At 48.4% G+C, this 24208-nt stretch carries 20 protein-coding genes; 18 read left to right on the forward strand and 2 right to left on the reverse strand.

Going from position 1 to position 24208, the window contains the following annotated elements:
* Window positions 1–30 precede the first annotated feature (30 nt).
* Window positions 31–1245, reverse strand: coding sequence for an MFS transporter (locus G6R30_RS01655; protein WP_213820843.1), 1215 nt, complete (start codon window positions 1243–1245; stop codon window positions 31–33).
* Between the two features lie 235 nt (window positions 1246–1480).
* Here G6R30_RS01655 and G6R30_RS01660 point away from each other — a divergent pair, with 235 nt between their 5' ends.
* Entirely contained in the window at window positions 1481–3715 is a 2235-nt protein-coding gene (locus G6R30_RS01660) for a RelA/SpoT family protein (protein WP_213820845.1), read from the forward strand.
* 30 nt (window positions 3716–3745) lie between these two features.
* Window positions 3746–4321, forward strand: coding sequence for a hypothetical protein (locus tag G6R30_RS01665; protein WP_213820847.1), 576 nt, complete (start codon window positions 3746–3748; stop codon window positions 4319–4321).
* Window positions 4322–4360: 39 nt separating this feature from the next.
* Here G6R30_RS01665 and plsY read toward each other — a convergent pair whose 3' ends face one another.
* Entirely contained in the window at window positions 4361–4972 is a 612-nt protein-coding gene (plsY, locus tag G6R30_RS01670) for a glycerol-3-phosphate 1-O-acyltransferase PlsY (RefSeq protein ID WP_213820849.1), read from the reverse strand.
* Window positions 4973–5200: 228 nt separating this feature from the next.
* Here plsY and parE point away from each other — a divergent pair, with 228 nt between their 5' ends.
* From parE to ribF, 16 genes are all read left to right on the forward strand, one after another.
* Entirely contained in the window at window positions 5201–7444 is a 2244-nt protein-coding gene (gene parE / locus G6R30_RS01675; protein WP_338018320.1) for a DNA topoisomerase IV subunit B, read from the forward strand.
* Window positions 7445–7477: 33 nt separating this feature from the next.
* Complete coding sequence (gene parC / locus G6R30_RS01680) at window positions 7478–9910, forward strand: DNA topoisomerase IV subunit A (RefSeq protein ID WP_213820853.1); 2433 nt, start codon at window positions 7478–7480, stop codon at window positions 9908–9910.
* 71 nt (window positions 9911–9981) lie between these two features.
* Window positions 9982–10887, forward strand: coding sequence for a manganese-dependent inorganic pyrophosphatase (locus tag G6R30_RS01685; protein WP_213820855.1), 906 nt, complete (start codon window positions 9982–9984; stop codon window positions 10885–10887).
* Between the two features lie 141 nt (window positions 10888–11028).
* Window positions 11029–11178 carry a 50S ribosomal protein L33 gene (gene rpmG / locus G6R30_RS01690; protein WP_002815032.1) on the forward strand — a complete coding sequence of 50 codons (150 nt, stop codon included), beginning with the start codon at window positions 11029–11031 and terminating at the stop codon, window positions 11176–11178.
* Entirely contained in the window at window positions 11178–11447 is a 270-nt protein-coding gene (gene rpsN / locus G6R30_RS01695) for a 30S ribosomal protein S14 (protein ID WP_213792663.1), read from the forward strand. Before rpmG ends, rpsN begins: the two co-directional genes overlap by 1 nt.
* A gap of 163 nt (window positions 11448–11610) precedes the next feature.
* Complete coding sequence (locus G6R30_RS01700; RefSeq protein WP_213820858.1) at window positions 11611–12090, forward strand: ribosome maturation factor RimP; 480 nt, start codon at window positions 11611–11613, stop codon at window positions 12088–12090.
* 19 nt (window positions 12091–12109) lie between these two features.
* Entirely contained in the window at window positions 12110–13285 is a 1176-nt protein-coding gene (gene nusA / locus G6R30_RS01705) for a transcription termination factor NusA (RefSeq protein ID WP_213820860.1), read from the forward strand.
* Between the two features lie 17 nt (window positions 13286–13302).
* Window positions 13303–13605 carry an RNase P modulator RnpM gene (gene rnpM, locus G6R30_RS01710; RefSeq protein WP_213820862.1) on the forward strand — a complete coding sequence of 101 codons (303 nt, stop codon included), beginning with the start codon at window positions 13303–13305 and terminating at the stop codon, window positions 13603–13605.
* Window positions 13592–13909, forward strand: a complete 318-nt coding sequence (locus G6R30_RS01715; RefSeq protein ID WP_213820864.1) for a L7Ae/L30e/S12e/Gadd45 family ribosomal protein — start codon at window positions 13592–13594, stop codon at window positions 13907–13909. The genes rnpM and G6R30_RS01715 overlap by 14 nt, the downstream gene beginning before the upstream one ends.
* Window positions 13909–16344, forward strand: coding sequence for a translation initiation factor IF-2 (gene infB / locus G6R30_RS01720; protein ID WP_213820866.1), 2436 nt, complete (start codon window positions 13909–13911; stop codon window positions 16342–16344). The genes G6R30_RS01715 and infB overlap by 1 nt, the downstream gene beginning before the upstream one ends.
* Before the next feature lie 19 nt (window positions 16345–16363).
* Window positions 16364–16723 carry a 30S ribosome-binding factor RbfA gene (gene rbfA, locus G6R30_RS01725; protein ID WP_213820868.1) on the forward strand — a complete coding sequence of 120 codons (360 nt, stop codon included), beginning with the start codon at window positions 16364–16366 and terminating at the stop codon, window positions 16721–16723.
* Between the two features lie 144 nt (window positions 16724–16867).
* Entirely contained in the window at window positions 16868–18058 is a 1191-nt protein-coding gene (locus G6R30_RS01730) for a pyridoxal phosphate-dependent aminotransferase (RefSeq protein ID WP_213820870.1), read from the forward strand.
* A gap of 59 nt (window positions 18059–18117) precedes the next feature.
* A complete protein-coding gene (gene truB / locus G6R30_RS01735; protein WP_213820872.1) occupies window positions 18118–19032 on the forward strand; it encodes a tRNA pseudouridine(55) synthase TruB in 915 nt (304 codons plus the stop codon).
* A gap of 159 nt (window positions 19033–19191) precedes the next feature.
* Window positions 19192–19908, forward strand: a complete 717-nt coding sequence (locus tag G6R30_RS01740) for a hypothetical protein (protein WP_213820874.1) — start codon at window positions 19192–19194, stop codon at window positions 19906–19908.
* 108 nt (window positions 19909–20016) lie between these two features.
* Window positions 20017–23094, forward strand: coding sequence for a mucin-binding protein (locus G6R30_RS01745; protein ID WP_213820877.1), 3078 nt, complete (start codon window positions 20017–20019; stop codon window positions 23092–23094).
* A 123-nt stretch (window positions 23095–23217) separates the two neighbouring features.
* Window positions 23218–24168 carry a riboflavin biosynthesis protein RibF gene (gene ribF / locus G6R30_RS01750; RefSeq protein WP_213820879.1) on the forward strand — a complete coding sequence of 317 codons (951 nt, stop codon included), beginning with the start codon at window positions 23218–23220 and terminating at the stop codon, window positions 24166–24168.
* Window positions 24169–24208 lie beyond the last annotated feature (40 nt).

Raw genomic sequence — 24208 nt, forward strand, 5'->3', positions numbered from 1 at the left:
AAACCAATCAATTCTGATTGGTTTTTTTGTTTAATGAACGGCCTTGTTTCGATTGATATTGAAATAAAAGAGCACACCGTTAATAGCCATCACGGCAGCTGTAAAGAGGAAGATGGCCCGGTAATCAAAGAAGGAGGCGATGGCCGTTCCACAAAGGGGACCAAGGACCGAACCAATTGATTGGAAGGACTGGTTATAGGAGAAGACTCGCGAAACCATTTCGTCTGGGCTGTTTCTTGACAGAAGCGTTTGAATAGCCGGAAGCAGGGTGGCGTCGGCGATTCCAATGGCAAAACGGAAGAAGAGCAACCAGAAAACCGTGGTGACAAAGGCGGTTGGCACAAAGGCGATAACGGCTAAAACAAAGCCCATCTGCAACATGAATTTGGTTCCGATGCGGTCCCCTAAACGACCAAACCAAGAAGCAAAGATAAAGGTGGCACAACCCGGCATTGCTGCTACAACACCCGTAATAAAGGTGACGTTACCGCGACCGGAAAGGACTTCGCGGACAAAGAGGGCGACAATTGGGTTGATGGCCATGTTGACGATTTGAACTAACATGGTTGTAACGAAAAGGGCCATGAGAACCCGCCAGTTATCTAAATCACGGAAGCGCAGGGCCGGTTTCTTCTGATCGGTCTCTGCTAGCGGTTCTTTCTTTTCTTCTTCGACTAAAAGCCAAATGAAGAAGAACACGATAACGAAGATGGCCGCCGTAATCAGGAAAATCTGCCGGTAGGACATAAAGGTCGCCAGCGAACCACCAATTAATGGCCCCATTAAGGTACCACCGGTAAAGCCGGTTACGACGATTCCAAGTGCCCGACCCACTTCTTCCTTTGGCGTTTGCGTGGCGATTAGCGCGTTCGAGTTCGATACGAAACCGCCCAGTGCGCCTTGCAGACCTCGAAGGAAAATCAGCTGCCACACGTTTTGACTAAAGCCGGTCAGTGCCATGACGAAGGCCAGACCCAAGGCGGCGCGCATCATCATTAACTTACGGCCTTTTTTATCGGCAACCTTTCCCCACAGTGGCGAAACGATGGCCGAAACTAAGAAGGTCACTGCGAAGGAAGCCCCTGAATAGAAATTCAGTTGGTCCCTTGTGAAGTGCCCCATTGTGTCAATGTAGAGGGAAAGGAAGGGGATGATCTCGGAAAAGGCGATACCCGTCATCATGACGGCGAGCCAGATGATCCACATGTTTCGTTTCCAATCGATTGGTTGATCGTTTGTTGTCATGAATCCTCCAGTTGAAATGTTTTTACTATGGCAATATCTTACTCTTTTTTTGCGGCTTTTTCAGCTGAATTTCAGCGCGGGTGTTAAAAGCTATTCTAAGGCATTAATAAGAATTAGAAAGTCGCTTTGACTGGGAATGAAAGGGGACAATTCCTTTCTTGTGTCTCTTCTTTGCTTCCCTTATAATGAAACTTATTAATAAGCATTCGACCAGCGTGTCGTGAAAGGGGGTCCCATGACAAAGCACAAGGAATATCAAGCAAAAGACGTGCTGAACATGGTCGCCGATTACCTACCAGAGGAACAGCTGGCTGCAGTCAAGGACGCCTATGAATGGGCCCGCGATTTGCACAAGGAGCAGAAGCGACAGTCTGGCATACCATACATTGCCCACCCAATTCAGGTGGCGGGGATTTTGGCTGAGCTAAAAATGGATGGGCCAACCATTGTTTCTGGCTTTTTGCACGATATCGTCGAAGATACCCCGGTGACTTTGGAAGACGTCGTGGACCGCTTCGGACCAATTGTTGGTCGAATCGTTGACGGCGTGACGAAGATTTCAAAGATTAAGTACCAGGATTCCAAAGTCCAATTGGCCGAAAATCATCGCAAGCTTCTTTTGGCGATGGCAAAGGATATTCGCGTGATTATCGTCAAGCTGGCTGATCGCTTGCACAACATGCGGACCCTGGATGCCTTACGTCCTGAAAAACAGCGACGGATCTCACAGGAAACGCTCTCGATTTATGCGCCACTGGCCGATCGTTTGGGTATTTCGGCCATCAAATGGGAATTGGAAGACCTGTCGCTTTCATACTTGGAACCCGACGCCTATCATAAGATTGCCAGCATGATGTCCATGAAGCGCGACGAACGCTTGGCCGTGATTCAAGAAGCCATTGATCAAATCGAGCAAAGTATTGATGAACTACACATCGAAGACGTCTCGGTCTATGGTCGCCCTAAGCATATTTACTCCATCTATCGAAAGCTTGTCGATAAGCATAAGTCCTTTGATGAGATTTACGACCTATCGGCGATTCGCGTGCTGACGGAAAACCTGACGGATACCTATGCCGTTCTTGGTGCCATTCACGCCCACTGGAAGCCGCTTCCAGGCCGGTTTAAGGACTACATTGCTCTGCCAAAGCCGAATGGCTATCAATCGCTGCACACCACGGTGCTTGGCCCTGGTGGGCGGCCACTGGAAGTCCAGATTCGAACCTATAAGATGCACCAGGTGGCTGAATTTGGTGTGGCCGCTCACTGGGCCTATAAGAAGAACAAGGGCTCCGAGCAACAGGCGAACGTGACGGATCAATCCGAACAAGTCTTGAACATGATTCAAGGTATTCTGGAATTCCAGGAGTCGGCGGAGGACGCCCAGGACTTTATGGATTCGGTCCAAACGGACTTGTTTGTTGACCGTGTCTACGCCTTTTCACCCGCAGGGGATGTTTACGAACTTGCTCAGGGAGCCGGCCCCTTGGACATGGCCTTTGCCATTCACTCCAATGTTGGGGCCCACACAACCGGGGCCAAGGCAAATGGCCGCATCGTTCCCTTGGACTATCAGATCCAAAACGGCGATATTATGGAAATTCTGACGAGTCAAAATGCCCAACCTTCGCGTGATTGGTTGGATTTGGTGAAGACGCGCAAGGCCCGTCATAAGATTAAGTCCTCGTTGAAGAAACGGGACCGGGCTGATAATATTCAAGCTGGTTTAGATGCGATCTCAAAGGAGCTCTTCGATCAGGGGTATGACCTGAACGACTTTATCGAGGATGACAAATTACAGGCAGTGGCGGATACGTTCCAGTCTGGTACCAAAGATGATCTTTTGGCCGCCGTTGGTTATGGTGATTTGACCCGTTTAGCAGTTGTCCGAGAGCTGACGAAAAGCGAGCGAGAAGCACGGGATGCCAAGGAGGCTGCCGACCTTCAAAAACGCTTGCTTGAAGAAGGTGGGGCCATCAAAAAAGAGGCCCAGCCAAACAAGGTGAAACAGGGTAACGATTCTGACGTGGTCATTGCCGGAATCGATAGCCTTTTAGTCCACCTGGCAAAGTGCTGCACGCCAGTACCTGGCGATAACGTGACAGGCTACATTACCCAGGGACGGGGTGTCGCCGTTCATCGTTTTGACTGTCCGAATATTCATGCGGCGCAAAAGGCGGGCGAGCGCCTGGTTGATGTTATCTGGGCCGACCCGAACGGCCAACGACCGGATTATACGGCGGATCTGACGATTCATGCGGAGAATGAACCAGGCATCTTAAACACCTTGCTCAAGTCCCTGAATGCCAAGACGCGCTTTATTAAAGAAATTAACGGGCATGTGACCCGTGGCGGCATGGTGCAAGTGCAGGCTTCCCTTGGTGTGGCCAATATTGCCCAATTAAATGGCATCATTGACTCCCTTTCTGCTCAACACTCCGTCTATGATGTGAAACGAACGATTCATTAAAGATTAAAAAGAGAAAGCGAGGAGGGCCCCGTGTCCAACACCCCAATCCGCCTGGAGCCATTAAAAGATGGTAAGCAGGATCAGACAATCTATTACAATCCCTCGACGAGAAACTACTACAAGGTTAGCTTAGGAAAGAAAAGTGGCCATGATTTCGCCCTTTTTATAACTTTTCTGATTTCAGCCATCATTGGTACGGTTCTCTGGTTAGGTAAGCTTTTCTTTCCAATTCCAAAGATAACGCTAACAAACCCATTTTATTGGTGGCTGGGATTATTCCTGACAACGATTTTACCGGCTTACTTCTGGTGGCGGGCCTATCATGATAAAAAGCAGCACCCAATTGAAGCAGCAGCTTTCAAACCGTTTCAACCCAGCGCACTTCAAAAGAAATACTTGAAGGGCAAGTGGGGGTTTGAAAGGGTTTGGATTCTCTTTGTTTTACTGCTTTTGCCACCCACCAGCCTGCTCTTTTTGATACTCTACATCGTTAAGATGAACCTAGTGGATGCAGTTTTGCTAACCTTGCACGGGACTTTGTTCTTAAGACGTTTGCAGCCAGATGTCTGGCAGCGGTTGAAGTTGAAAGCAAGACAATTAATGTAAACAAAAAAGTCGCCCCTAGGGGCGACTTTTTTGTTGGATTTAGGATTTTTTCAGCCAGTAGACCAGACCGAAGGGAATCGTTGATTCCTTTCCGGAAAGGATCCGGCCGATGTTTTGACGGTGTCGGTAAAAGACAAAGACGGTCAAAACGATGGCGATGATTGATAAGACGAGGTCATGGTAATAAAAGACCGACATCACAGTGGCAAAGGAGAAGCCAACCATTGAGGCAACCGAGACCATCGAAAAGAGAATGAGGCAGGAAACAAAGACGGCACAGACCATCCAAAAGAGTGGCCCATTGTAGACGGAGAGCACACCGGCAGAAGTCGCAACGGCCTTGCCCCCCTTAAAGCCAATCCAGATTGAGAAGGTGTGACCAAGGATGGCGAAAAGGCCGACCCACATGACGTTAATGTCCAAGCCAAAGATGGCGGGTAACATGCCGGCAAAGGCGCCCTTTAAAATATCAAAGGCCAAGACGAAGCAGCCGGCAACGGGTCCTAAAATTCGGAAGGCATTGGTCGTCCCAATGTTTCCGGACCCTTCGTTTCGGATGTCTTTATGGAAGAAAAGTTTCCCAATCCAGTAGCCAGGTACCAAGGATCCGATTAGGTAGGCAAGGATAAACACCATGATGATTTTTTCCATTTGTTTCACTCCTTTTTTAAAAGCAGCTAATATTTTACCACAAGCTGGGACTTTTGGTTCATTCTAATGCCTTCTTTTTGATTGCCTTCCTCCAGGCGTCTATTTAATCATTGAAAAGTCTAAAATATTTTTTGTTGTCAGTTTTTCATTTTTAATCTATGATAAAGTAGATTGCCGAAAGAAGGGCTGAGCCCGTTCTTTTGAAAACGAAGATAAAGGATGATCACTGTGACAGAGCAAAGACATTACGATGCAGATTCGATTAAAATCCTGGAAGGGTTGGAAGCCGTCCGCAAGCGACCCGGTATGTACATCGGATCGACCGATGGTCGTGGCCTCCACCACCTGGTTTATGAAATCGTCGACAACGCCGTTGATGAGGCCCTCGGTGGCTACGGTGACGACATTCAGGTAACAATCGAAGAAAACAACGCCATTACCGTTTCCGACCAAGGTCGTGGTATGCCGGTTGGCATGCATTCCTCCGGAAAGCCAACACCCGAAGTGATTTTAACGGTCCTTCACGCTGGTGGTAAGTTTGGCCAAGGCGGTTATGCAACCTCTGGTGGTTTGCACGGTGTCGGTTCTTCTGTTGTGAACGCCCTATCTGAATCCTTGAAGGTGACCATCGTTCGTGATGGCCACCGTTTTGAAGAAAGCTTTGAAAAGGGTGGAAAGCCAGTCGGAACCCTCATCGACTTGGGGGCGACGAAGGATCACACGGGAACGACAGTGACCTTTAAGCCGGATGCCAGCATCTTTTCAACGACGGTTTTCAAGTTTGATACCTTAGCGGAGCGCCTTCGGGAAGCGGCCTTTTTGATGTCTGGTGTGAAGTTCACTCTGACGGATAAGCGCGTGCAACCTGCTCGTGAAGAAATTTATCACTACGCACACGGCCTCCAATCCTTCGTTGATTTCTTGAACGAGGAAAAAGAAGGCCTTGGTCCGGTCATGACTTTTGAAGGGACAAATGACGGGATTGTGGTCGACGTGGCTGCCCAATACAATGACGGCTACTCCGAAACGCTCCTCTCCTTTGTTAACAACGTCCGAACTCAGGACGGGGGAACCCATGAAATGGGCTTCCGCTCAGCTTGGACAAAGGCCTTTAACGAATACGCCCGCCGGGTGAACTTGTTAAAGGATAAGGATAAGAACCTGGAAGGGTCCGATGTCCGTGAGGGACTGTCAGCTGTCATTTCCCTTCGTGTACCCGAAGAAATTCTACAATTCGAAGGTCAGACGAAGGATAAGCTGGGAACAACCGAGGCTCGTGGCGCGGTGGATGCCGTTGTTAATGAAACGCTGGCCCGGTTCCTTTTGGAAAACGGGGATTTCGGACAAAAGATTGTTCGAAAGGCCCTGCGTGCGCGAGAAGCGCGTGAAGCAGCCCGTAAGGCTCGTGAAGAGTCACGAACGGGTAAGTCAAAGGGGAAGAAGGAACGCTTGCTTTCTGGTAAGCTCGCGCCTGCCCAGTCAAAGAACGCCGATAAAAACGAATTGTTCCTGGTCGAGGGTGATTCGGCCGGTGGTTCTGCTAAGCAGGGCCGTGACCGTAAGTTCCAGGCGATTTTGCCCCTCCGTGGAAAAGTCTTGAACACGCAAAAGGCCAAGTTGCCAGATATTTTGAAAAACGAAGAAATTTCGACGCTGATTTACGCCATTGGTGCGGGCGTCGGACCAGACTTTTCAATTAAAAACGCCGCCTTTGACAAAGTCATTATCATGACCGATGCCGATGATGATGGTGCCCACATTCAAACGCTGCTGTTGACCTTCTTTTACAAGTACATGCGTCCTTTAATTGAGGCTGGTAAAGTCTACATCGCACTCCCACCGCTTTACCGTGTGAAATACCGTGGTAAAAAGGATGATTCCTTTGCCTGGACCAACGATGAATTGGCGCAGATTACCGCTGAAGCTAAGGTGAAGTATGAGCTGACTCGTTTTAAGGGACTTGGTGAAATGAACGCCACCCTGCTTTGGGAAACAACGATGGATCCAGAATCGCGGACGCTGATTCGTGTCAAAATTGACGATGCCATGTTGGCTGAAAAGCGAGTGACGACTTTGATGGGCGATAAAGTTGACCCCCGTCGTCAGTGGATCGAAAAAAACGTGCAGTTTACCCTGGAAGAAGAGGGATCAATCTTGGATAACGTGGCTGGTGGTTCTGATTCCAGCCAGGTTTTCGACCAGGTAATGGCCGGCCAAGACCCCCATGGGGAAAACGAAGTGGACGAGGTGGCTTCAGTCGCTGAAAACAGTCCGGCTGCCAAGGCCGAGCGGGCCACGGCCAAGCGAGTTGCTGCCGATCAAGCAAAGCAAGCTGAAAAGGCTAAGGCCGATGAAAACGCGAAGCAAGCCGATTCAGCACAAGTTGAAAAGGAAAACGAAACGGAGCACTTAGTCCAGAAAGCCTCCGATAAGAAGGATCCCGAAAACTTCGAGAACCTGGACTTGTTTTAATCATTGATTACGAAAGGATAGGGGATTGCTCAAATGGCAGACCGCATTACCGAGCTTTCATTAGAAGCCGTCATGGGCGAGCGCTTCGGACGCTATTCGAAGTACATTATTCAAGAACGCGCCCTGCCCGACATTCGTGACGGACTCAAGCCTGTACAACGGCGTATTTTGTACGCGATGGATCAGGATTCCAACACGTATGACCACCCATACCGTAAGTCTGCAAAGGCCGTCGGAAACATTATGGGTAATTTTCACCCTCATGGTGATTCCTCCATTTACGAGGCGATGGTTCGCTTGTCTCAGGATTGGAAAGTCCGTGAACCATTAATTGATATGAACGGAAACAATGGTTCCGTCGATAACGATCCAGCCGCTGCCATGCGTTACACGGAGTCTCGCTTGGCCAAAGTCTCGGGTGAAATCTTAAAGGATTTGGCCCAAGACACCGTGGAGATGGTGCTGAATTTCGATGACACGACCTATGAACCAACCGTTTTACCATCGCGCATTCCCAATCTCTTTGTGAATGGTGCAACTGGGATTTCTGCTGGTTACGCCACCGATATGCCACCACACAACTTGAAGGAAATCAACGATGCCTTGATTTATCTTTTGGATCATCCAGAGGCGACTTTGGCCGATCTGATGCAGTTCGTTAAGGGACCGGATTTTCCAACCGGTGGGATTATTCAGGGAATTGACGGCATTAAGCAGGCCTATGAAACGGGCCGTGGCCGTGTCGTTGTTCGGGCGAAAACCGAAGTCACACCACTCAAGGGTGGAAAGCAAAAGATTGAAATTACTGAAATTCCATACGAAGTAGTGAAATCAAACTTGGTCGCTAAGATCGATGCGATTCGCTTGAACAAGGAGGTTGCTGGCATTTCTGAAGTCCGCGATGAATCCGATCGCGAAGGAATGTCAATCGTGATTGAATTGGCCAAGGATGCCTCGGCCGATGGGATTTTGACCTATCTCTTTAAAAAGACGGATTTGCAGATTTCTTATAACTTCAACATGGTCGCCATTCACGACCAACGACCCGTTTTGGTTACCTTGCAAAACGGTCTGACGGCCTTTTTGGACTTCCGAAAGGACGTTGTCTTGAAGCGCTCGGCCTATGACTTGAAGAAGGCACAGGCAAGGCAGCACATCGTGGAAGGGTTAATCCGGATGCTGTCGATTTTGGACGAGGTGGTGCAAACCATTCGTTCATCAAAGAACCGTAAGGATGCCACACAAAATCTGATTTCCGCCTTTGACTTTACAAAGGCACAAGCGGAAGCCATCGTGACCTTGCAGCTGTATCGTTTGACCAATACTGATGTGACACAGCTACAAGATGAGCACGATGAATTGGCAGCAAAGATTGCCAAGCTGCAAAAGATTTTGAACGAAACGGCGGCTTTGCACGCGGTGATTCGTGATGAATTGAAGGCCATTTCGAAGGAATACGCTTCGGCTCGTCAAACGGTGATCGAAGATCAGATTGAATCATTGGTTATTGATGCGGCCGTGACCGTTCCGGATGAAAACGTGCGCTTGCTGCTTTCTCAAAACGGTTATGTGAAGCGTTCTTCCCTTCGGTCCTTTAAGGCCTCAGCAGCTGATAATGGGCTTGCAGAGGACGACCCAACGATTTTGAACCAGACGGTGAACACGACACAGCACTTGCTGGCCTTCACCAATCTGGGAAACTTAATTTATCGACCAATCTATGAAATTGCCGATTTCAAGTGGAAGGAACCGGGCGAACACTTCTCCCAGTCCTTAACGAACTGGAGTCCGGACGAAACGATTTTGTCAGCGATGGTGATTGATGACCCTGCCAGTGAAAAAGCCTTGTTACTGGCTTCAAACGATGGCTACATCAAGCAATCACTCATCAAGGATCTAATTCCAAAGTCATACAAGAAGAAGTCCGCGACAATCATGAAGTTAAAGTCCGAGGATGCCCGACTTGTCACGGTTGTTTCAGTTACTGAAGGTGATGAGGTCATGACGGTTTCTGAAAAGGGCTTGGCCCTGCGCTTTGCTTCGGATGACGTGCCGGTTGTCGGGGCACGAACGGCGGGTGTTAAGTCAATGAAGTTGGCGGATGGTGATCAGGTCGTTTCGGCCTTGGCTTTGAATCATGACACGACCTACCTGGCGCTTGTCACGAACCAGGGAACCTTTAAGTACTCGCGTTTGGATGAAATTTCTGAATCGCATCGTGCCAATAAGGGCATGCAGGTGCTTTCACCTCGAAAGACGGTTGATTACGCAGTTGCTGCGGTCACGGCGATTGATGAAAAGGACCAGGCGCTTCGGATTCAAACGGATCGCTTGAAGACCTTTGATATTCAATTACAAGATCACGGACTGTCGAACCGGACGGCGAATGGTTCAGCGCTCCTGAACCCAGCTTCTGATGGTCAAGCCACATCGATTGAAGCACTTGATTTGACGGAAGAAGACTAGCGCACCGTCACTTTTACCTGATACAATAGGGATGAATGCAAGCGGATAACCGCAATGAGGAGAAAGAGAACATGGCAAAAATTCAAGTTTTTGGACACAAGAGTCCGGATATGGATACGGTGGCATCAGCAATTGCTGCTGCTGACTTGTTGAAGCAACAAGGCCTTGATACAGAAGCCGTTGCCCAGGGCAAGCAAAACGCTGAAACGCAATACGCTTTGGACCACTTCGGTTTGAAGGCCCTGCCGATCATCGAAAAGGCGACAACAGACGAAGTCGTGTTGGTTGACCACAACGAAGCCGCACAATCAGTCGATAATCTGGCTGACGTCACGGTTTATGGCATTTATGACCATCACAAGTTCAACTTCCAAAATGGAACGCCACTTTACATTACGGCCAAGCCATGGGGATCAGTATCAACGATTTTGTATTACGAATACAAGCAAGCCGGTTTGACCATTCCAGCAGCGATTGCGGGATTGATGGCTTCTGGTTTGATCTCAGACACGTTGTTGTTGAAGAGCCCAACAACAACGGATATGGACCGTCAAGCATTGCCAGAATTGGCAAAGATTGCTGGAATCGATGACATCGAAGCTTACGGATTGGGAATGCTCAAAGCTGGAACGGACTTATCAAAGAAGACCGACGAAGACTTGTTGGAAGGGGATGCGAAGTCCTTTACAATGGGAAAGCACGACTTTCGTATTGGGCAGGTCAACACGGTTGATATCGATGATGTCTTGAAGCGTCAAGCTGATTTGGAAAAGGCTATGAAGGCTTCGGGTTACGAAGACTTCTTGTTAGTGATTACCGATATTTTGAACTCGAATTCAAAGGCAATCTACGTTGGTGATGCTGCGGATGCAATCGAAAAGGCCTTTGATGGCAAGTTGGCAAACAACGTCATCGATTTGCCTGGTGTTGTCTCACGTAAGAAGCAAGTGGTGCCACCTTTGCAAAAGCAATTCTAAGTTGCTACCTGGGTCGGGAACTTTTTAAGAAAAAGTTAAAGAGACCCCTTTACAGTGTGTAAACAAGCATGTATAATACTATTTTGTATTGACAAGCAAATAAATTTTTATCAAAAAATTCTAAATCTGAGGAGCTGGACTATGCGTATTCATGTCGTATTAGGCAATGATGAAACTGGAGAGCGTATTTACTTGACGTCAAAGAACCGTCGTAACACGCCTGACCGTTTGGAGTTGAAGAAGTACTCACCAAAACTTCGTAAAGTTGTAACGTTTAAGGAGATCAAGTAATGGCTAAGAAATCAAAGATTGCAAAAGCAAAGCAACGTGAAGCCTTGGTTGCAAAGTACGCTGACAAGCGTGCTGCCTTGAAGGCTGCTGGTGACTACATCGGTTTGGCAAAGTTGCCAAAGGATTCATCACCTGTACGTGTTCACAACCGTGACCGCATCGATGGCCGTCCACACGGTTACATGCGTGAATTCGGTTTGTCACGTTTGAACTTCCGCCAATTAGCACACAAGGGTCAGATTCCTGGTGTTCGCAAGGCTTCTTGGTAATTTGAATCAAAACCACAGCCTTGCTGTGGTTTTTTCTTTACCTTCTTGCTTTTCGGCCGTAAATCAACTATTATAGAGGTAAGTTAATTTACAGTCGTAAATGAGCGGGTCGAGAAACAGACCGGCTCATTTTTTATGGCAAAGAATAGGAAAGGAAGAGAGAATGGCGCAAGCAAAGAACCAAGCACTACTTGACCTTATTCAGCCGATTATTGACGAACAGGGCCTATTGTTGTGGGATTTGTCTGTTAAAAACGTTGCTGGACAAAAGACGGTGGAACTCCTCGTTGATTTGCCAGACCACGATAAGATATCGATGGCGCAAATTACGGAATTTACCCGAGCTGTCAACGAAGCAATTGATGAGGCTGCCGTCGACCCAGTTCCCGGCGAATACCTGCTAGACATTGCCTCGCCAGGCCTGGATCGCTCGCTAAACGAGCGCTGGCACTACACTTGGGCAAAAGAAGAGGGGGAACCAATCACGGTTGCACTCTTTGCTGCAAAAGATGGTCAGAAGAAGTGGACTGGTCGAATCGATCAGCTCGATGATGCTGGCTTGACTTTGTCAGTTGATGGAGAAGCCAAGCCTTTCTCCTTTGACGAAATTGCCAAAGCCGTTGTCTCTGTCCAATTTGATTAGTTAACAGTGGAGTAAGTACATGAGTAAAGAACTAGTACAGGCCTTAGATGCCTTGGAACAAGAGCGTGGAATTGACCGCGCGATCGTTGTTGAAGCCTTGGAAGATGCTCTAAAAGCCGCTTACAAGAAACAATACAACGCCAATCAAAACGTTGAAGCAACGTTTGATGACAAGAAGGGGAAGATGACCATCAAGCAGGTGAAGACCGTTGTGCTTGATGAAGACCTTGTCGACCCCGACACAGAAATTTCTTTGTCCGATGCCTTGGCCATTAACAAGGCTTATGAACCAGGTGACGAAATTCGTTTCGACGTGACGCCAAAGGACTTTGGCCGTATGGCCGCACAAACGGCTAAGCAAGTTATTGTTCAAAAGATGCGTGAAGCAACACGTCAAGCCGTTTATGATCGTTACAAGGATTATGAAGGCGAAATCATCACTGGTGAAGTTGAACGACAGGATAACCGTTTCTTGTACGTGATGTTGCCAGGAAAGCAGGAAGCCGTCATGACTGCCGGCGACCAAATGCCAACAGAACACTACCGGATGCGCGACCGTATCAAGGTTTTGGTCTCAAAGGTTGATGATTCGTTGAAGGGGCCACAGATTTTTGTATCTCGTACAGCGCCTGACTTGGTTAAGCGTTTGTTCGAGCAAGAAGTGCCAGAAGTTTACGATGGAACGGTTGAAATTGTTTCTGTTGCTCGTGAAGCTGGTGACCGTTCGAAGATTGCCGTTTACACGCACGATTCTGACTTGGATCCCGTTGGGGCACTGGTTGGTCAGCGTGGCGCCCGTGTTCAGTCCGTTGTGACGGAACTGGGCGGTGAGCACATGGACATCGTTGAATGGGTGGAAGACGAAGCGCAATACATTGCCAACGCGTTGAATCCAGCCGAAGTGACGGACGTGATTTTCGATCCTGAAAATGATCAAGCCGTGACGGTGATTGTGCCGGATGACCAATTGTCATTGGCCATTGGTAAGAAGGGGCAAAACGCCCGTTTGGCAGCCCGCTTGACTGGTGTAAAGATTGATATCAAGCCAGAATCAGAAGCCGCTGACTTGGCTGTTTCCATGGATGAAACAGCTGATGACGCCTTCGACGATGCCGCTAATGAAGCAGCCGACACGAACGTTGACGACACTGTTGACGCCATGGTCGATGACGATAGCGAAAACCCTGAAATTTAATTTCTTGGAGGTTCCTCATGAAGACTCGTAAGATTCCGATGCGTAAAGAGATTGTTTCGGGTGAAATGTACCCGAAAAAAGAACTGGTTCGAGTGGTCAAGAACAAGGAAGGCGAGGTCTTCCTTGATCCAACTGGGAAGCAAAACGGCCGTGGTGCCTACATTGCCTTGGACCGCGAAGTTGCCAAAGCAGCCCGTGAGAAACGGGTGTTTGAAAAGGCCTTTTCTCAGCCAATCGATCCCGAATTCTACGAGGAACTATACGCCTTTGTCGATCACCAGCAAGCCCGAAAAGAGCTTTTCGAACATGAACAAGACTAAGGAAATCACGCAGGTCTTGGGCTTGGCCAGGCGAGCTAACCAGCTCGTTTTAGGTTCCGGGCCGACTTTGAAAGCGATTCAAAACCAGACTGCCAAAGTCGTCTTTTTCCCAAAAGACGGTGGGGCTAGTCAGCGTAAGAAGTTTTCAGACAAGAGTCAGTTCTATCAAATCGTTTTCGTTGATGCGTTAACGAAGGAAGAAATCAGCCAGGCCATCGGGATGAACCGATCGGTGTTGGCGGTTTCTGACACGGGCTTTGCAAAGAAAATTAACCAATTACTTGAAGAAAAGGAGCGGAATTAATGGCAGAAGAAAAGAAATTCTCCGGCTCAAACCGAAAAACCCGCAAAATGGCCGTACCAGAGCGTAAGGAGCTTCCAGCATCCCAGCGTCGGCACGCCGCCAAATTATCAGACGGGGCAGCCAAGCCTGCAAGTCCTAGCCGCCCACGTCCAAAGACCAATGGTCCACGGAATGAGCAAAGCGGACAAAACCGCAATTCGAACCGTCCGTCACAAGGTGGTTCACGTCGTCCAAATAACCGGTCAAACAATTCAACTGGCCGTCCAATGATTCGTGAAAAGAAGTCATGGTCGACAAAGCCTCGTGAGGGTCAAGTGAACTATTCTGCCCAAAAAGACGATTCTTTGAAGGAATACGTTGCGCAGAATAACAAGGCCAAGCAAGAAGCGCAAAAGGCAGCGGAAAAGAAGGCTGCTAAGCCAGCAAAGAAGGCGGCACAACCAGCCGCTGCGGCAAGTGCCGCAAAGCCAGCCGCTAATGGCGCTGGCCGTTTCGGTGGTTCATTGGCCTCTGGTAATAACTCGGCTCGTAACAACAGCCGGAAGCGCAACACCAACGGTACTGGTCAGCAAACGCCTCGTCGTAATGACAAGCCACATGGTTCAAAGAAGGCTCGCCGTATTGCGGCAAAGCAAGCGCCTAAGAAGCAACCAACGGTCCGTAAGGAACAGCCATTACCAAAAGTTTTGGAGTATAAGGTTGGCATGAACGTGCAGGACTTGTCAAAGCTCTTGCACCGTGACACGGCTGAAATTATTAAGAAGTTGTTCCTGCTTGGAATCGTCACGAACCAGAACCAATCATTGGATGAAGATACCATTGAAATTCTGGCTGCCGATTATGGTATTGAAGCCAAGCAAAAGGAAGAAGAAGACTTGGCCGACATCGACCGTTTCTTCGATGAAGAAACCGTCAACGAAGAAGACTTGGAGCCTCGTGCACCAGTCGTTACCATCATGGGACACGTCGATCACGGTAAGACGACTTTGCTTGATTACTTGCGTAAGACAAACGTGACCGAAGGCGAAGCCGGTGGTATCACGCAGCACATCGGTGCCTACCAGGCCCGTTTGGATGGCCGCTTGATTACCTTCTTGGATACACCAGGTCACGCGGCCTTTACAGAAATGCGTGCTCGTGGTGCTAACGTGACGGATATCACGGTCTTGGTTGTGGCTGCCGATGACGGTGTACAACCACAGACGATTGAAGCCATTAACCACGCCAAGGCTGCTGGAACGCCAGTTATCGTTGCTGTGAACAAGATTGATAAAGAAGGGGCCAACCCTGAACAGGTCATGAACCAATTGATGGCCTACGATCTCGTTCCTGAAGAATACGGTGGCTCAACGATCTTTGTTAAGATTTCTGCCAAGCTTGGTCAAAACGTTGACCAGTTGCTTGAAATGATCTTGCTTGAAGCCGACGTTTTGGAGTTGAAGGCAGATCCAAAGGTTCCTGCCCGCGGTTCTGTGATCGAAGCTCGTTTGGATAAGGGACGTGGTCCTGTTTCCACTGTTTTGGTTCAACAAGGTACTTTGCACGTTGGGGATCCCGTCGTTGTTGGAAACACATACGGCCGTATCCGTACGATGCAAAACGAAAATGGTCAAGACCTTGACGAAGCGAAACCAGCAACGCCTGTTCAAATCACTGGTTTGAACGAAGTGCCTTCTGCCGGTGATCGTTTCGTGGTCATGGCAGATGAAAAGTCCGCTCGTGCCGCTGGTGAAGAACGTGCCAAGCGTGCTCGCGAAGAAGTTCGCAACTCATCTTCTGTCGTTACCTTGGATACGCTCTTTAACACGATGGCTGAAAAGGCCATGAAGACGGTTCCCGTCGTTGTCAAAGCCGATGTACAAGGTTCTGTTGAAGCCCTTGTTGGTTCGTTGAAGAAGATCGAAGTCGATGGTGTGAAGGTGGATGTTGTCCACGCGGCCGTTGGTGCGATTAACGAATCCGACGTGTCACTGGCTGAAGCTTCTGGTGCCTTGATCCTTGGATTTAACGTGCGTCCAACGCCGTTTGCAAAGAACCAAGCCTCTGCCGACCACATTGACATGCGTTTCTACTCGGTCATCTATGATGCTATCGATGATGTGACGGCAGCCATGAAGGGTCAACTCGAACCAGTTTATGAAGAACGTGTAATTGGTCAAATCGTTGTTAAAGAACTCTTCAAGTTCTCTAAGGTTGGAACGATTGCCGGTGCCACTGTTGAAGAAGGTAAGATTACGAAGGATTCGAAGGTTCGAATCGTCCGTGATGGTACGGTGATCTTTGATGGTGAATTAGCTTCCTTGCAGCGCGGTAAAGATGCTGTTAACGAAGTGAAGTTCGGTTACGACTTTGGATTTACGGTCAACAAGTTTAACGATATTAAGCCTGGTGATGAGGTCGAAGCCTACATCATGGAAGAAGTTAAGCCAAAGTAAAGTCCATAAGGAGGTCGCGATGGCAAATGCACAACGCGCTGGGCGTCTAGCTCAGGAAATTCAAAAAGATATGTCAGACTTGCTTTTGAAGCGGGTGAACGACCCACGGGTCCAAGATGTCACGGTGACTTCCGTTGATGTTTCTGGTGACCTGCAGATCGCCACGATTTACTATTCAATTCTGTCAGACTTTGCCTCTGATCGGAAGAAGGCACAAGCGGGACTTGAAGCTGCGTCGGGCTTAATCCGTCGCGAATTAGGGGCTCGTTTGACCGTCTATAAAATTCCAGAAATCCACTTTGTCTTGGATAATTCCATCCAGTACGGTGATCACATTGAATCGTTGATTCGTGATTTACACCGACAAGAAGGCAAGTAGAAAAAGAAGAGCCGAAAGGCTCTTTTTTTGTATTTTTTTAATCTAATCATGCTAAAACTCATTTTTCTTTCATAAAAGTCTTTTCATTAACGATAAAATAAGCTACACTATCAATAAGAAATAAGCAAAGAAAGTGTGATTTTTATGAGCCAAGACATCCCGACTTTAAATTCCGAAGTAACCGCCATCCCAACCGATAAGATTTTGGGCTTTCAGGCAAGTATTCAAGGCGTGGATGATTTGGTCTTCTTGACCTTTGGGGAACCTGGCTTTGATGCACCAAAAGTGGTGAAGGAAGCCACCATTCGTGGCATTCAAGAAAATCACTCACACTATGGGCATTCGCAAGGAAATCCTGAGTTACGCCAGGCGGTTATTGACTACATGCAGGATCGTTACGGCTTGACCCAGTATCCATCGATTGACCAAGTGGTGATAACGGCTGGCGTATCGGAAGCGATGTATGCCATTTTTAAAACCTTGCTTTCAACTGGTGATGGGATTCTTGTGCCAGATCCGGCTTACGGATCCTACTTCTCTTCCATTGCCCTGGCCAATGCGCAGGCGATTCCAGTCGATACATCAACGACTGGTTTCAAATTAACGCCGGAACTTGTGGCCAAAACTGTGGCTGAAGCGACTGTTCCAGTCAAGGCAGTCCTCTTTAACTACCCAAGTAACCCAACGGGTGTTACCTACAGTAAAGAGGAGTTAGCGGAATTGGCCAAGGCCTTTGAAGCGGCCGGTGTTTGGGTGATTTCGGATGAGATTTACTCTGAATTGACCTATGGTCAAGAACACCATTCCATCGGTGAAATGATTCCGGATCGCGCCATTGTCGTCAACGGCCTGTCCAAGTCCCATGCAATGACTGGCTACCGGGTTGGTTTCATTTTAGCGCCGAAGGCAGTGGCCGCCGAATTAAAGAAGGTGCACGCCTCCTTGATTTACTCGATTCCGACCTTTGTTTACGACGGTGCCTTGGCAGCGCTACAGATGCCAAAGGAAGACCTCCAGCCAATGCTTTCGACTTATCAGGTTCGTCGGGACATGGCCGTTGAGCTTCTGCGCTCATTGGACTTTGATGTTTTGTCACCGGACGGGGCCTTTTATATCTTTGCTAAGTTGCCAGAAGATATCGAGGAAGATGGCTGGACTTTTGCAGAAAAGTTAGCCAAGGATGGAAAAGTCGGCGTGATTCCTGGTGAAGCCTTTTCACAATTCGAAGGGGCAAAGGACTATATCCGACTTTCCTATGCTGGGGATACTGAACAATTGAAGGAAGGTTTGTCCCGTATCAAAGCATACATTGAAAAGCGCCGGGCAAACCGGTAAAATAAAAGCCGACGATTTCACTTTGAATGACCGGCTTTTTTGCTGGAATGGAGAATGGCATGGCCAAGCAGGCGAGTAATTTATCTGGATTGTTAGTAGTCAATAAGCCCAAAAAGATGACCTCATTTGGCGTAGTCGCTCGACTCCGACGGATTTCTGGTCAAAAAAAGATTGGCCACGCTGGCACCCTCGATCCAAACGTGGATGGCGTTTTGGTGGTCGCCTTAGGAAAGGCAACGAAGCTGATTGACCTCTTGCAGACTCGGCCAAAAACCTATCGGGGGACGGTCACCTTTGGGTATGCAACGGAGAGTCAGGATGCCGATGGGGCGGTGGTGGAAGAAAAGCCACTGACGGAAGCATTGGATGAAGACAAGCTGCAGGCCGCCTTTTCTGCCTTAGAGGGCGATATTGTCCAGGTTCCACCCATTTATTCCGCTGTCAAAGTCAATGGGAAGCGACTTTATGAATACGCCCGTGCGGGGGAAGAGGTGACATTGCCGAAGCGGTCGGCAACGATTTACCGCTTTCGACCTAGCTCAAGGCTTCGTTGGGTGGAAGGAAAGCCCTACCAGTCAATCGACTTTGAAGCCACGGTGTCAAAGGGAACCTATATTCGAACCTTGGCCTATGACCTTGGTCAGTCCCTTGGCCTGCCAGCAACAATGACGAAGTTAACCCGAACTTCTGGTTCTGGCTTTGATTTATCGGAGGCCACGGACTTGGATGACTTGATGGCCTTGACGGAAGAAAGCATTGTGAGAAAGGTGAAGCCAATTGCTTCTGTTTTAACTTATGAACGGAAAGATTTGACGGATGAGGAGTACTTTGCCGTCAAGAACGGGCAAAAAATTCAATCTTGGGCGAAAAATAATGATGGTTTCTATCAACTTTATTATCACAATCAATTAATTGCGGTATACGCCTATTCGGAGGATGAGCAGCTGTGGCGTTCTCGGTATTTCTTTGCATAATTTGTTTAATAACTAAAAAAAGTACTGGAAGTTGTGATACTTCCAGTACTTTTTTGTATATTTGAAACAAATGAAATAGTTTGATAAAACCGAAAGGACTGCGTTACACTTTGGGGAGTACTTGATATTTCACGTTTAGAGTCAAATGAGGGAGAGCTTATGCAGTTTAATCGGAATCAGCTGGCACTTGAGAATAAACGAATGAAAATGAAGAAGGTTAAAAAGCAGTGGGTCGTGACCTCCTTGGCCTCTTTTGCCCTGCTTTTTGGCGCTCAGGCGACCGTTTCGAATGCATTACCAAATGGTCAGGCAAAGGCCGATACGGGGACGGATTCGTCAACTAATTCAAACGATACAGCCGGTAACGACACCCCAGATAATTTACCAGCCCAAGGGACAAGTAAAACGGCAATTGAGCTACCCGGTGGTTTGGCTGATGGAACTTACACCTATCGTAATCCTCGAGGGTTGGATAAGAGCCTGTTCACGTTGACGATGAGTCAGACTGTTAACATTAATGTAGATGGGCAAATCTATAAACAACCACTTTATACTCAGGCAACCATCACACGAACGCTAACCGTTAAGGATGGCCAGGCTTCCTGGACCTTCGATCAGCCTGATAAATCAGACGGTTCTGGCCAGGTTTATGGTCATCATGCTGGCTGGGTAGGAAGTAGTAACACGGCCATTCAGTTCTTTGCCTCTTCCATTAACTATCCATCCGATGATCAGGCATACCCAGTTGTGACTCGCTTGTCGGAATTAAAAAGTGATAAGCTTTCCTTTGATTCCTTTACCGCAACGGAAGATGGGCAGGAAATTCCTGACGGAACCTATGAAGCCCACAAAAATGATCAGCTTTTTGGCATTTAGAATACGAAGTCTGTCAAAAACGAAAGTACTGGGAAATTCCGCCTGGCAACGGGGGATGGCCGAACCTATCAGGCCGACGATCCCAATAACCATTCGGTGGTGCTGACTTTGAATTTAAAGTCAAAGACGACGGCACAGCCCAGTGCATCGAAACTAAATCGCACAATTCACTATCAAGACGCCGCTGGGCATGCGATTGATGGTCTTTTGGATGAGGTTCAATCGGTCACCCGGACAATCACCAAGCACATGTCTGACTTTGACAATCAACAGGTTGGCCCAGATGAAGTTAGCACCGATCGATCCTGGGAGGCTGTACCGGTTGATTCAGTAACGGCCGATAAGAAGTATCGAGTCAAAGAGATTTTGGATGGCCAGGGGAACGTGTTGAATTCCGATACCATCCCCGCCCAAACGGACTTTGACGAAAATACCACCGACAGCAAGTACACCGTGGTTTATGAAGACAACGTGCAAAGCTTTGGGCCAGAGGACGCTAATCTGCCAAGCGCCGTGGATAAGAGCCAGTTAACGAAGACCTTATCACGGACGGTTCAGTCGGTCGATGATAATGAAAATCAGAAGGAAATCAGTTCAAAAACGGAACAGGTGAAATACCAGCGTCAAGCCATTTATGACTATGCAACTGAAAAAGTTACCGGTTATACCGATTGGCAACCTGTCGATGCCAACCAACCGGGTTTTGAAAAAGAAGACATACCGGAAACCATTCAAGACGGGCAGTATCAACAGGCGACTAGCCAAGCGGATAGCCTAGCTGCTGATACAACTAGCCAAGATGACATCAGCAATGGGAACAATCCGGCCACGGTTGTCCTGCACTATGTCCATGTGCAAAAACCGGTTGATACCAGTACGGACGCAAAGGACACGACCCGTACGGTGAAGCGGATTGTTCACTTACGAGATGCTAATAAGGGGCAGGAGATTGATGCTGACAATTTGGCCAGCCGGACGGTAACCGTTAATTACACGCGGACTGGAACCATGGATCAAGTAACGAAGGCCTTTACGCCAACGTCTGGTTGGCAGGCGGAACAAAACATGACGACTTTGGCAGGCTTTACTGCTCCAGACTTAACCAAGGAGGGCTATGAAAGTCCAGCGCCAAGTCAAACGGCTGCACTGACGCCATCAGAAGATGAAGTTGAAACGAGCAAGGTCTATGATCAGTGGATTGATTATCAAGAAAAGGTCGATACGTTCAGTGCTGATAGTCAGTCACTGCCAACGGGTGTCACGAAGGTTGATTTACAAAAGTCGGCCACACGGACCTTCCACTTCAAGTCAGCAGACGGGCAGCAGGATTTTGGTCAAGACACCCAGACCGTGACCTTTACGCGAACGGCCCAATACAACGAAGTGACTAAGCAGGTGACGTATGGGGATTGGCAGGCCGATGCTCAATCAAAGGGGAACTTTGTTGCTTATAACTGGCCAGAGAGTCAAGCAGATGGAAAATATGTCTTGGCTGAAAATTCGGCTAAGCAAACGCCAGCAGAAAGTTTGAATCCCGATTCAGTAACCGCTGGGCAGAACGAAGACGTGACGGTGCTTTATGAACACGCACACTTGCAGGCTCCAGATGAGCAGTTGAAGCGAACGGTGACGCGAACCATTCATTTGCAGGTAGCAGGAACCGGTGCCAAGGCTGGAGATAACCTGGTTAGTGCCATTCATTACCACCGAACGGGTTATGTCGATGCGGTAAAGAATGTTTTTGTTTCGGAGAGTGGTTGGGTCAAAGATGACGGACAAGAAGACTTTGGTCAGGTGACGGCACCGGACTTGAGCCAAGCTGGCTATGAAAATCCTGATCCAGCAGATGTACCGGCTATTAATCTGAGTCAAGATGATCATGATATCGACCAGAATAAAAACTTCGAGCAGACGGTGGTGTACACCGAGAAGGCTCAGGACTTTGGACCCAATGATGCGAATTTGCCAGCGGGTGTTAATGCGTCAGATTTAACCAAGACTGTTCAGCGAACCATTCACTTTAAGGATGAAGACGATGCTAATGCCAAGGAACTTGGCCAGCTGACCCAGACAATTACTTACAGCAGAAAGGCACTCTTTAACTTGGCGAAGAAACAGGTTGATGGCTATACCCCTTGGGTGGCTGATGCTTCGTCGAATGGTCGTTTTGCGGCCTATTCACCAGAAGCTAAGCTTTCTGATGGCCGTTATGTCTTAGCGAGTCAGGCGGTTTCAGAAGAAAGTCCGGATGCTCAAACCGTTGTGAATGGGACGGTTGAAAACGTCACCGTTAATTATCGACATGCGCATCTGGAGGCTTCTGATGACCAGTTGAAGCGGACGGTTAGCCGGATTGTTCACCTTTACGATCAAAAGTCGGGTCAGGAAATTGACCAAGCACATCTAGCTGACCGAACGGCTACCTTGATTTATGAGCGCAGTGGTTACGTCGATGCGGTCACCAGTGACTTTGTTAAAACGAGTGATTGGCAGTTGATAGCAGGTGAGCAGCCGGTTATATCAGGGCTGAAAGCACCGGATCTATCGGCTGACAATTACCAGCTGACAGGTAAAAGTGTAACGGCTGATATCACGCCGTCAGAAACGGATATCGAGCAAAACAAAACCTTTGATCAACGACTGGATTATGTTCAAAAGACACCAGAGGGCGATGGTGGTAAAGGGAATAACCCAGATCGCCAACCAAACGGGGACAGTGGGAACAATCCCGATAACCAGTCAAACAATGGTCAGGACGTTAAGCCAAATGGCCAACCGGCTGATTCTAGCAATGAACCAAGCAGGACAGATACGGGAGCTAATGCGAATCAAGTGGCAGGTAATGGCGATGGGGCCCTTGCCGGCACTGCTTTAAGAACAACGATGGCCCAGGCAGGTGCCCGAGCTGATATCGCGGCAGCTCAAGCAAAAGAAAATGCTGAGGAGCAAGCAGCCATTCGGCGTTCGAAGGAGTCGTCGAAGGTTTCACAGGGCAAAAGGGCAACCAATCAGGATAAACATTCAAAGGGGCAGTCAGCTTCTAAACATGGCAAGCGGATCAAGCCAACCGGTGAGTCTAAAAAGACAACGGGAGGAGCGAGTCGAAAGCAGACCCTTTCACTAGCAGCCGCTACTATTTTGCCAGTCACGGTCATTGCCTACTTTATTTTGAAAGAACGCAAGTGATCATAACGGTTGCTTTTGATGCTTCCTGACGAGTGAGGTGTTAAAAGAACAAGCGAGCACAAATTGTGCTCGCTTGTTTTATCGGCCAAGTCAAATCGTTTGAAACAGGTTATAATAGTAGTTATGACAGAACTTTATCACATTCACTATCCATTGGATGACAATCAATTACCGGTGCGACCACAGGTATTAGCTATGGGCTTTTTCGATGGTGTTCACCTGGGGCATCAGGCCGTCATTAAAGCAGCGAAAAAACAGGCTGATAAACTGGGGCTGCCACTGGCTGTCTTGACCTACACGCCTTATCCTGGTCTTGTTTTTGAAAAGCAGCCACTTCCCTGGCGGGCCTTAACACCACTTAAACAAAAGGTGGCACTCTTGGGAAAGCTGGGCGTTGACCGGGTATATGTGTTAAATCTCACCTCCTCCTTGGCCGCTTTGCCACCTGAGGACTTCGTTGAGCAAGTCTTGCTTTTGCTACAGGCCAAGGCCGTCGTCGCAGGCTATGACCATTTATACGGCCGGCAGGAGGAGCAAGCGGACATGGCGCATTTGCCCGAATACGCCAAGAGCCGTTTCCTGGTTGAAGCTGTCCAAAAAACGGCTCTTTCGACCGATGAAAGCAAAGTCGCCTCCCGCGACATCCGACGGGCATTGGCCAGTGGGGATGTTGACATGGCCAAGCAAAGTCTTGGTCGGCCGCACCAGACTTCTGGTTATGTCGTTCATGGGGATGCCCGTGGTCGGACACTCGGATTTCCAACCATTAACATTTGGACGAACGAAGAAGAAAGTCTGCCGGGAATCGGTGTTTACGTTGTTTCGGTGCAGCTGGCTGGTCGGTTGGTACAGGGGATGGCCTCGATTGGTCGCAACGTGACTTTTGAAAAGGGGCGACCGGTGACGGTTGAAATCAACCTCTTTGATTTTGATGAAGCGGTTTATGGGGAATTCGTTCGGGTGAACTGGCTCCACTACCTAAGAGGCGAGGTAGCCTTTACTGGCGCCGAGGCATTAATTGAACAATTGAAAAAAGACCGACAAAATAGTCTGGCCTACTTTAAAGAAAACTAGGAGAAATCCTAGTTTTTTATTTTGGCAGTTGTTTAAGAAG

This window comes from Fructobacillus parabroussonetiae (assembly GCF_018437265.1).
GTDB classification, from domain to species: domain Bacteria; phylum Bacillota; class Bacilli; order Lactobacillales; family Lactobacillaceae; genus Fructobacillus; species Fructobacillus parabroussonetiae.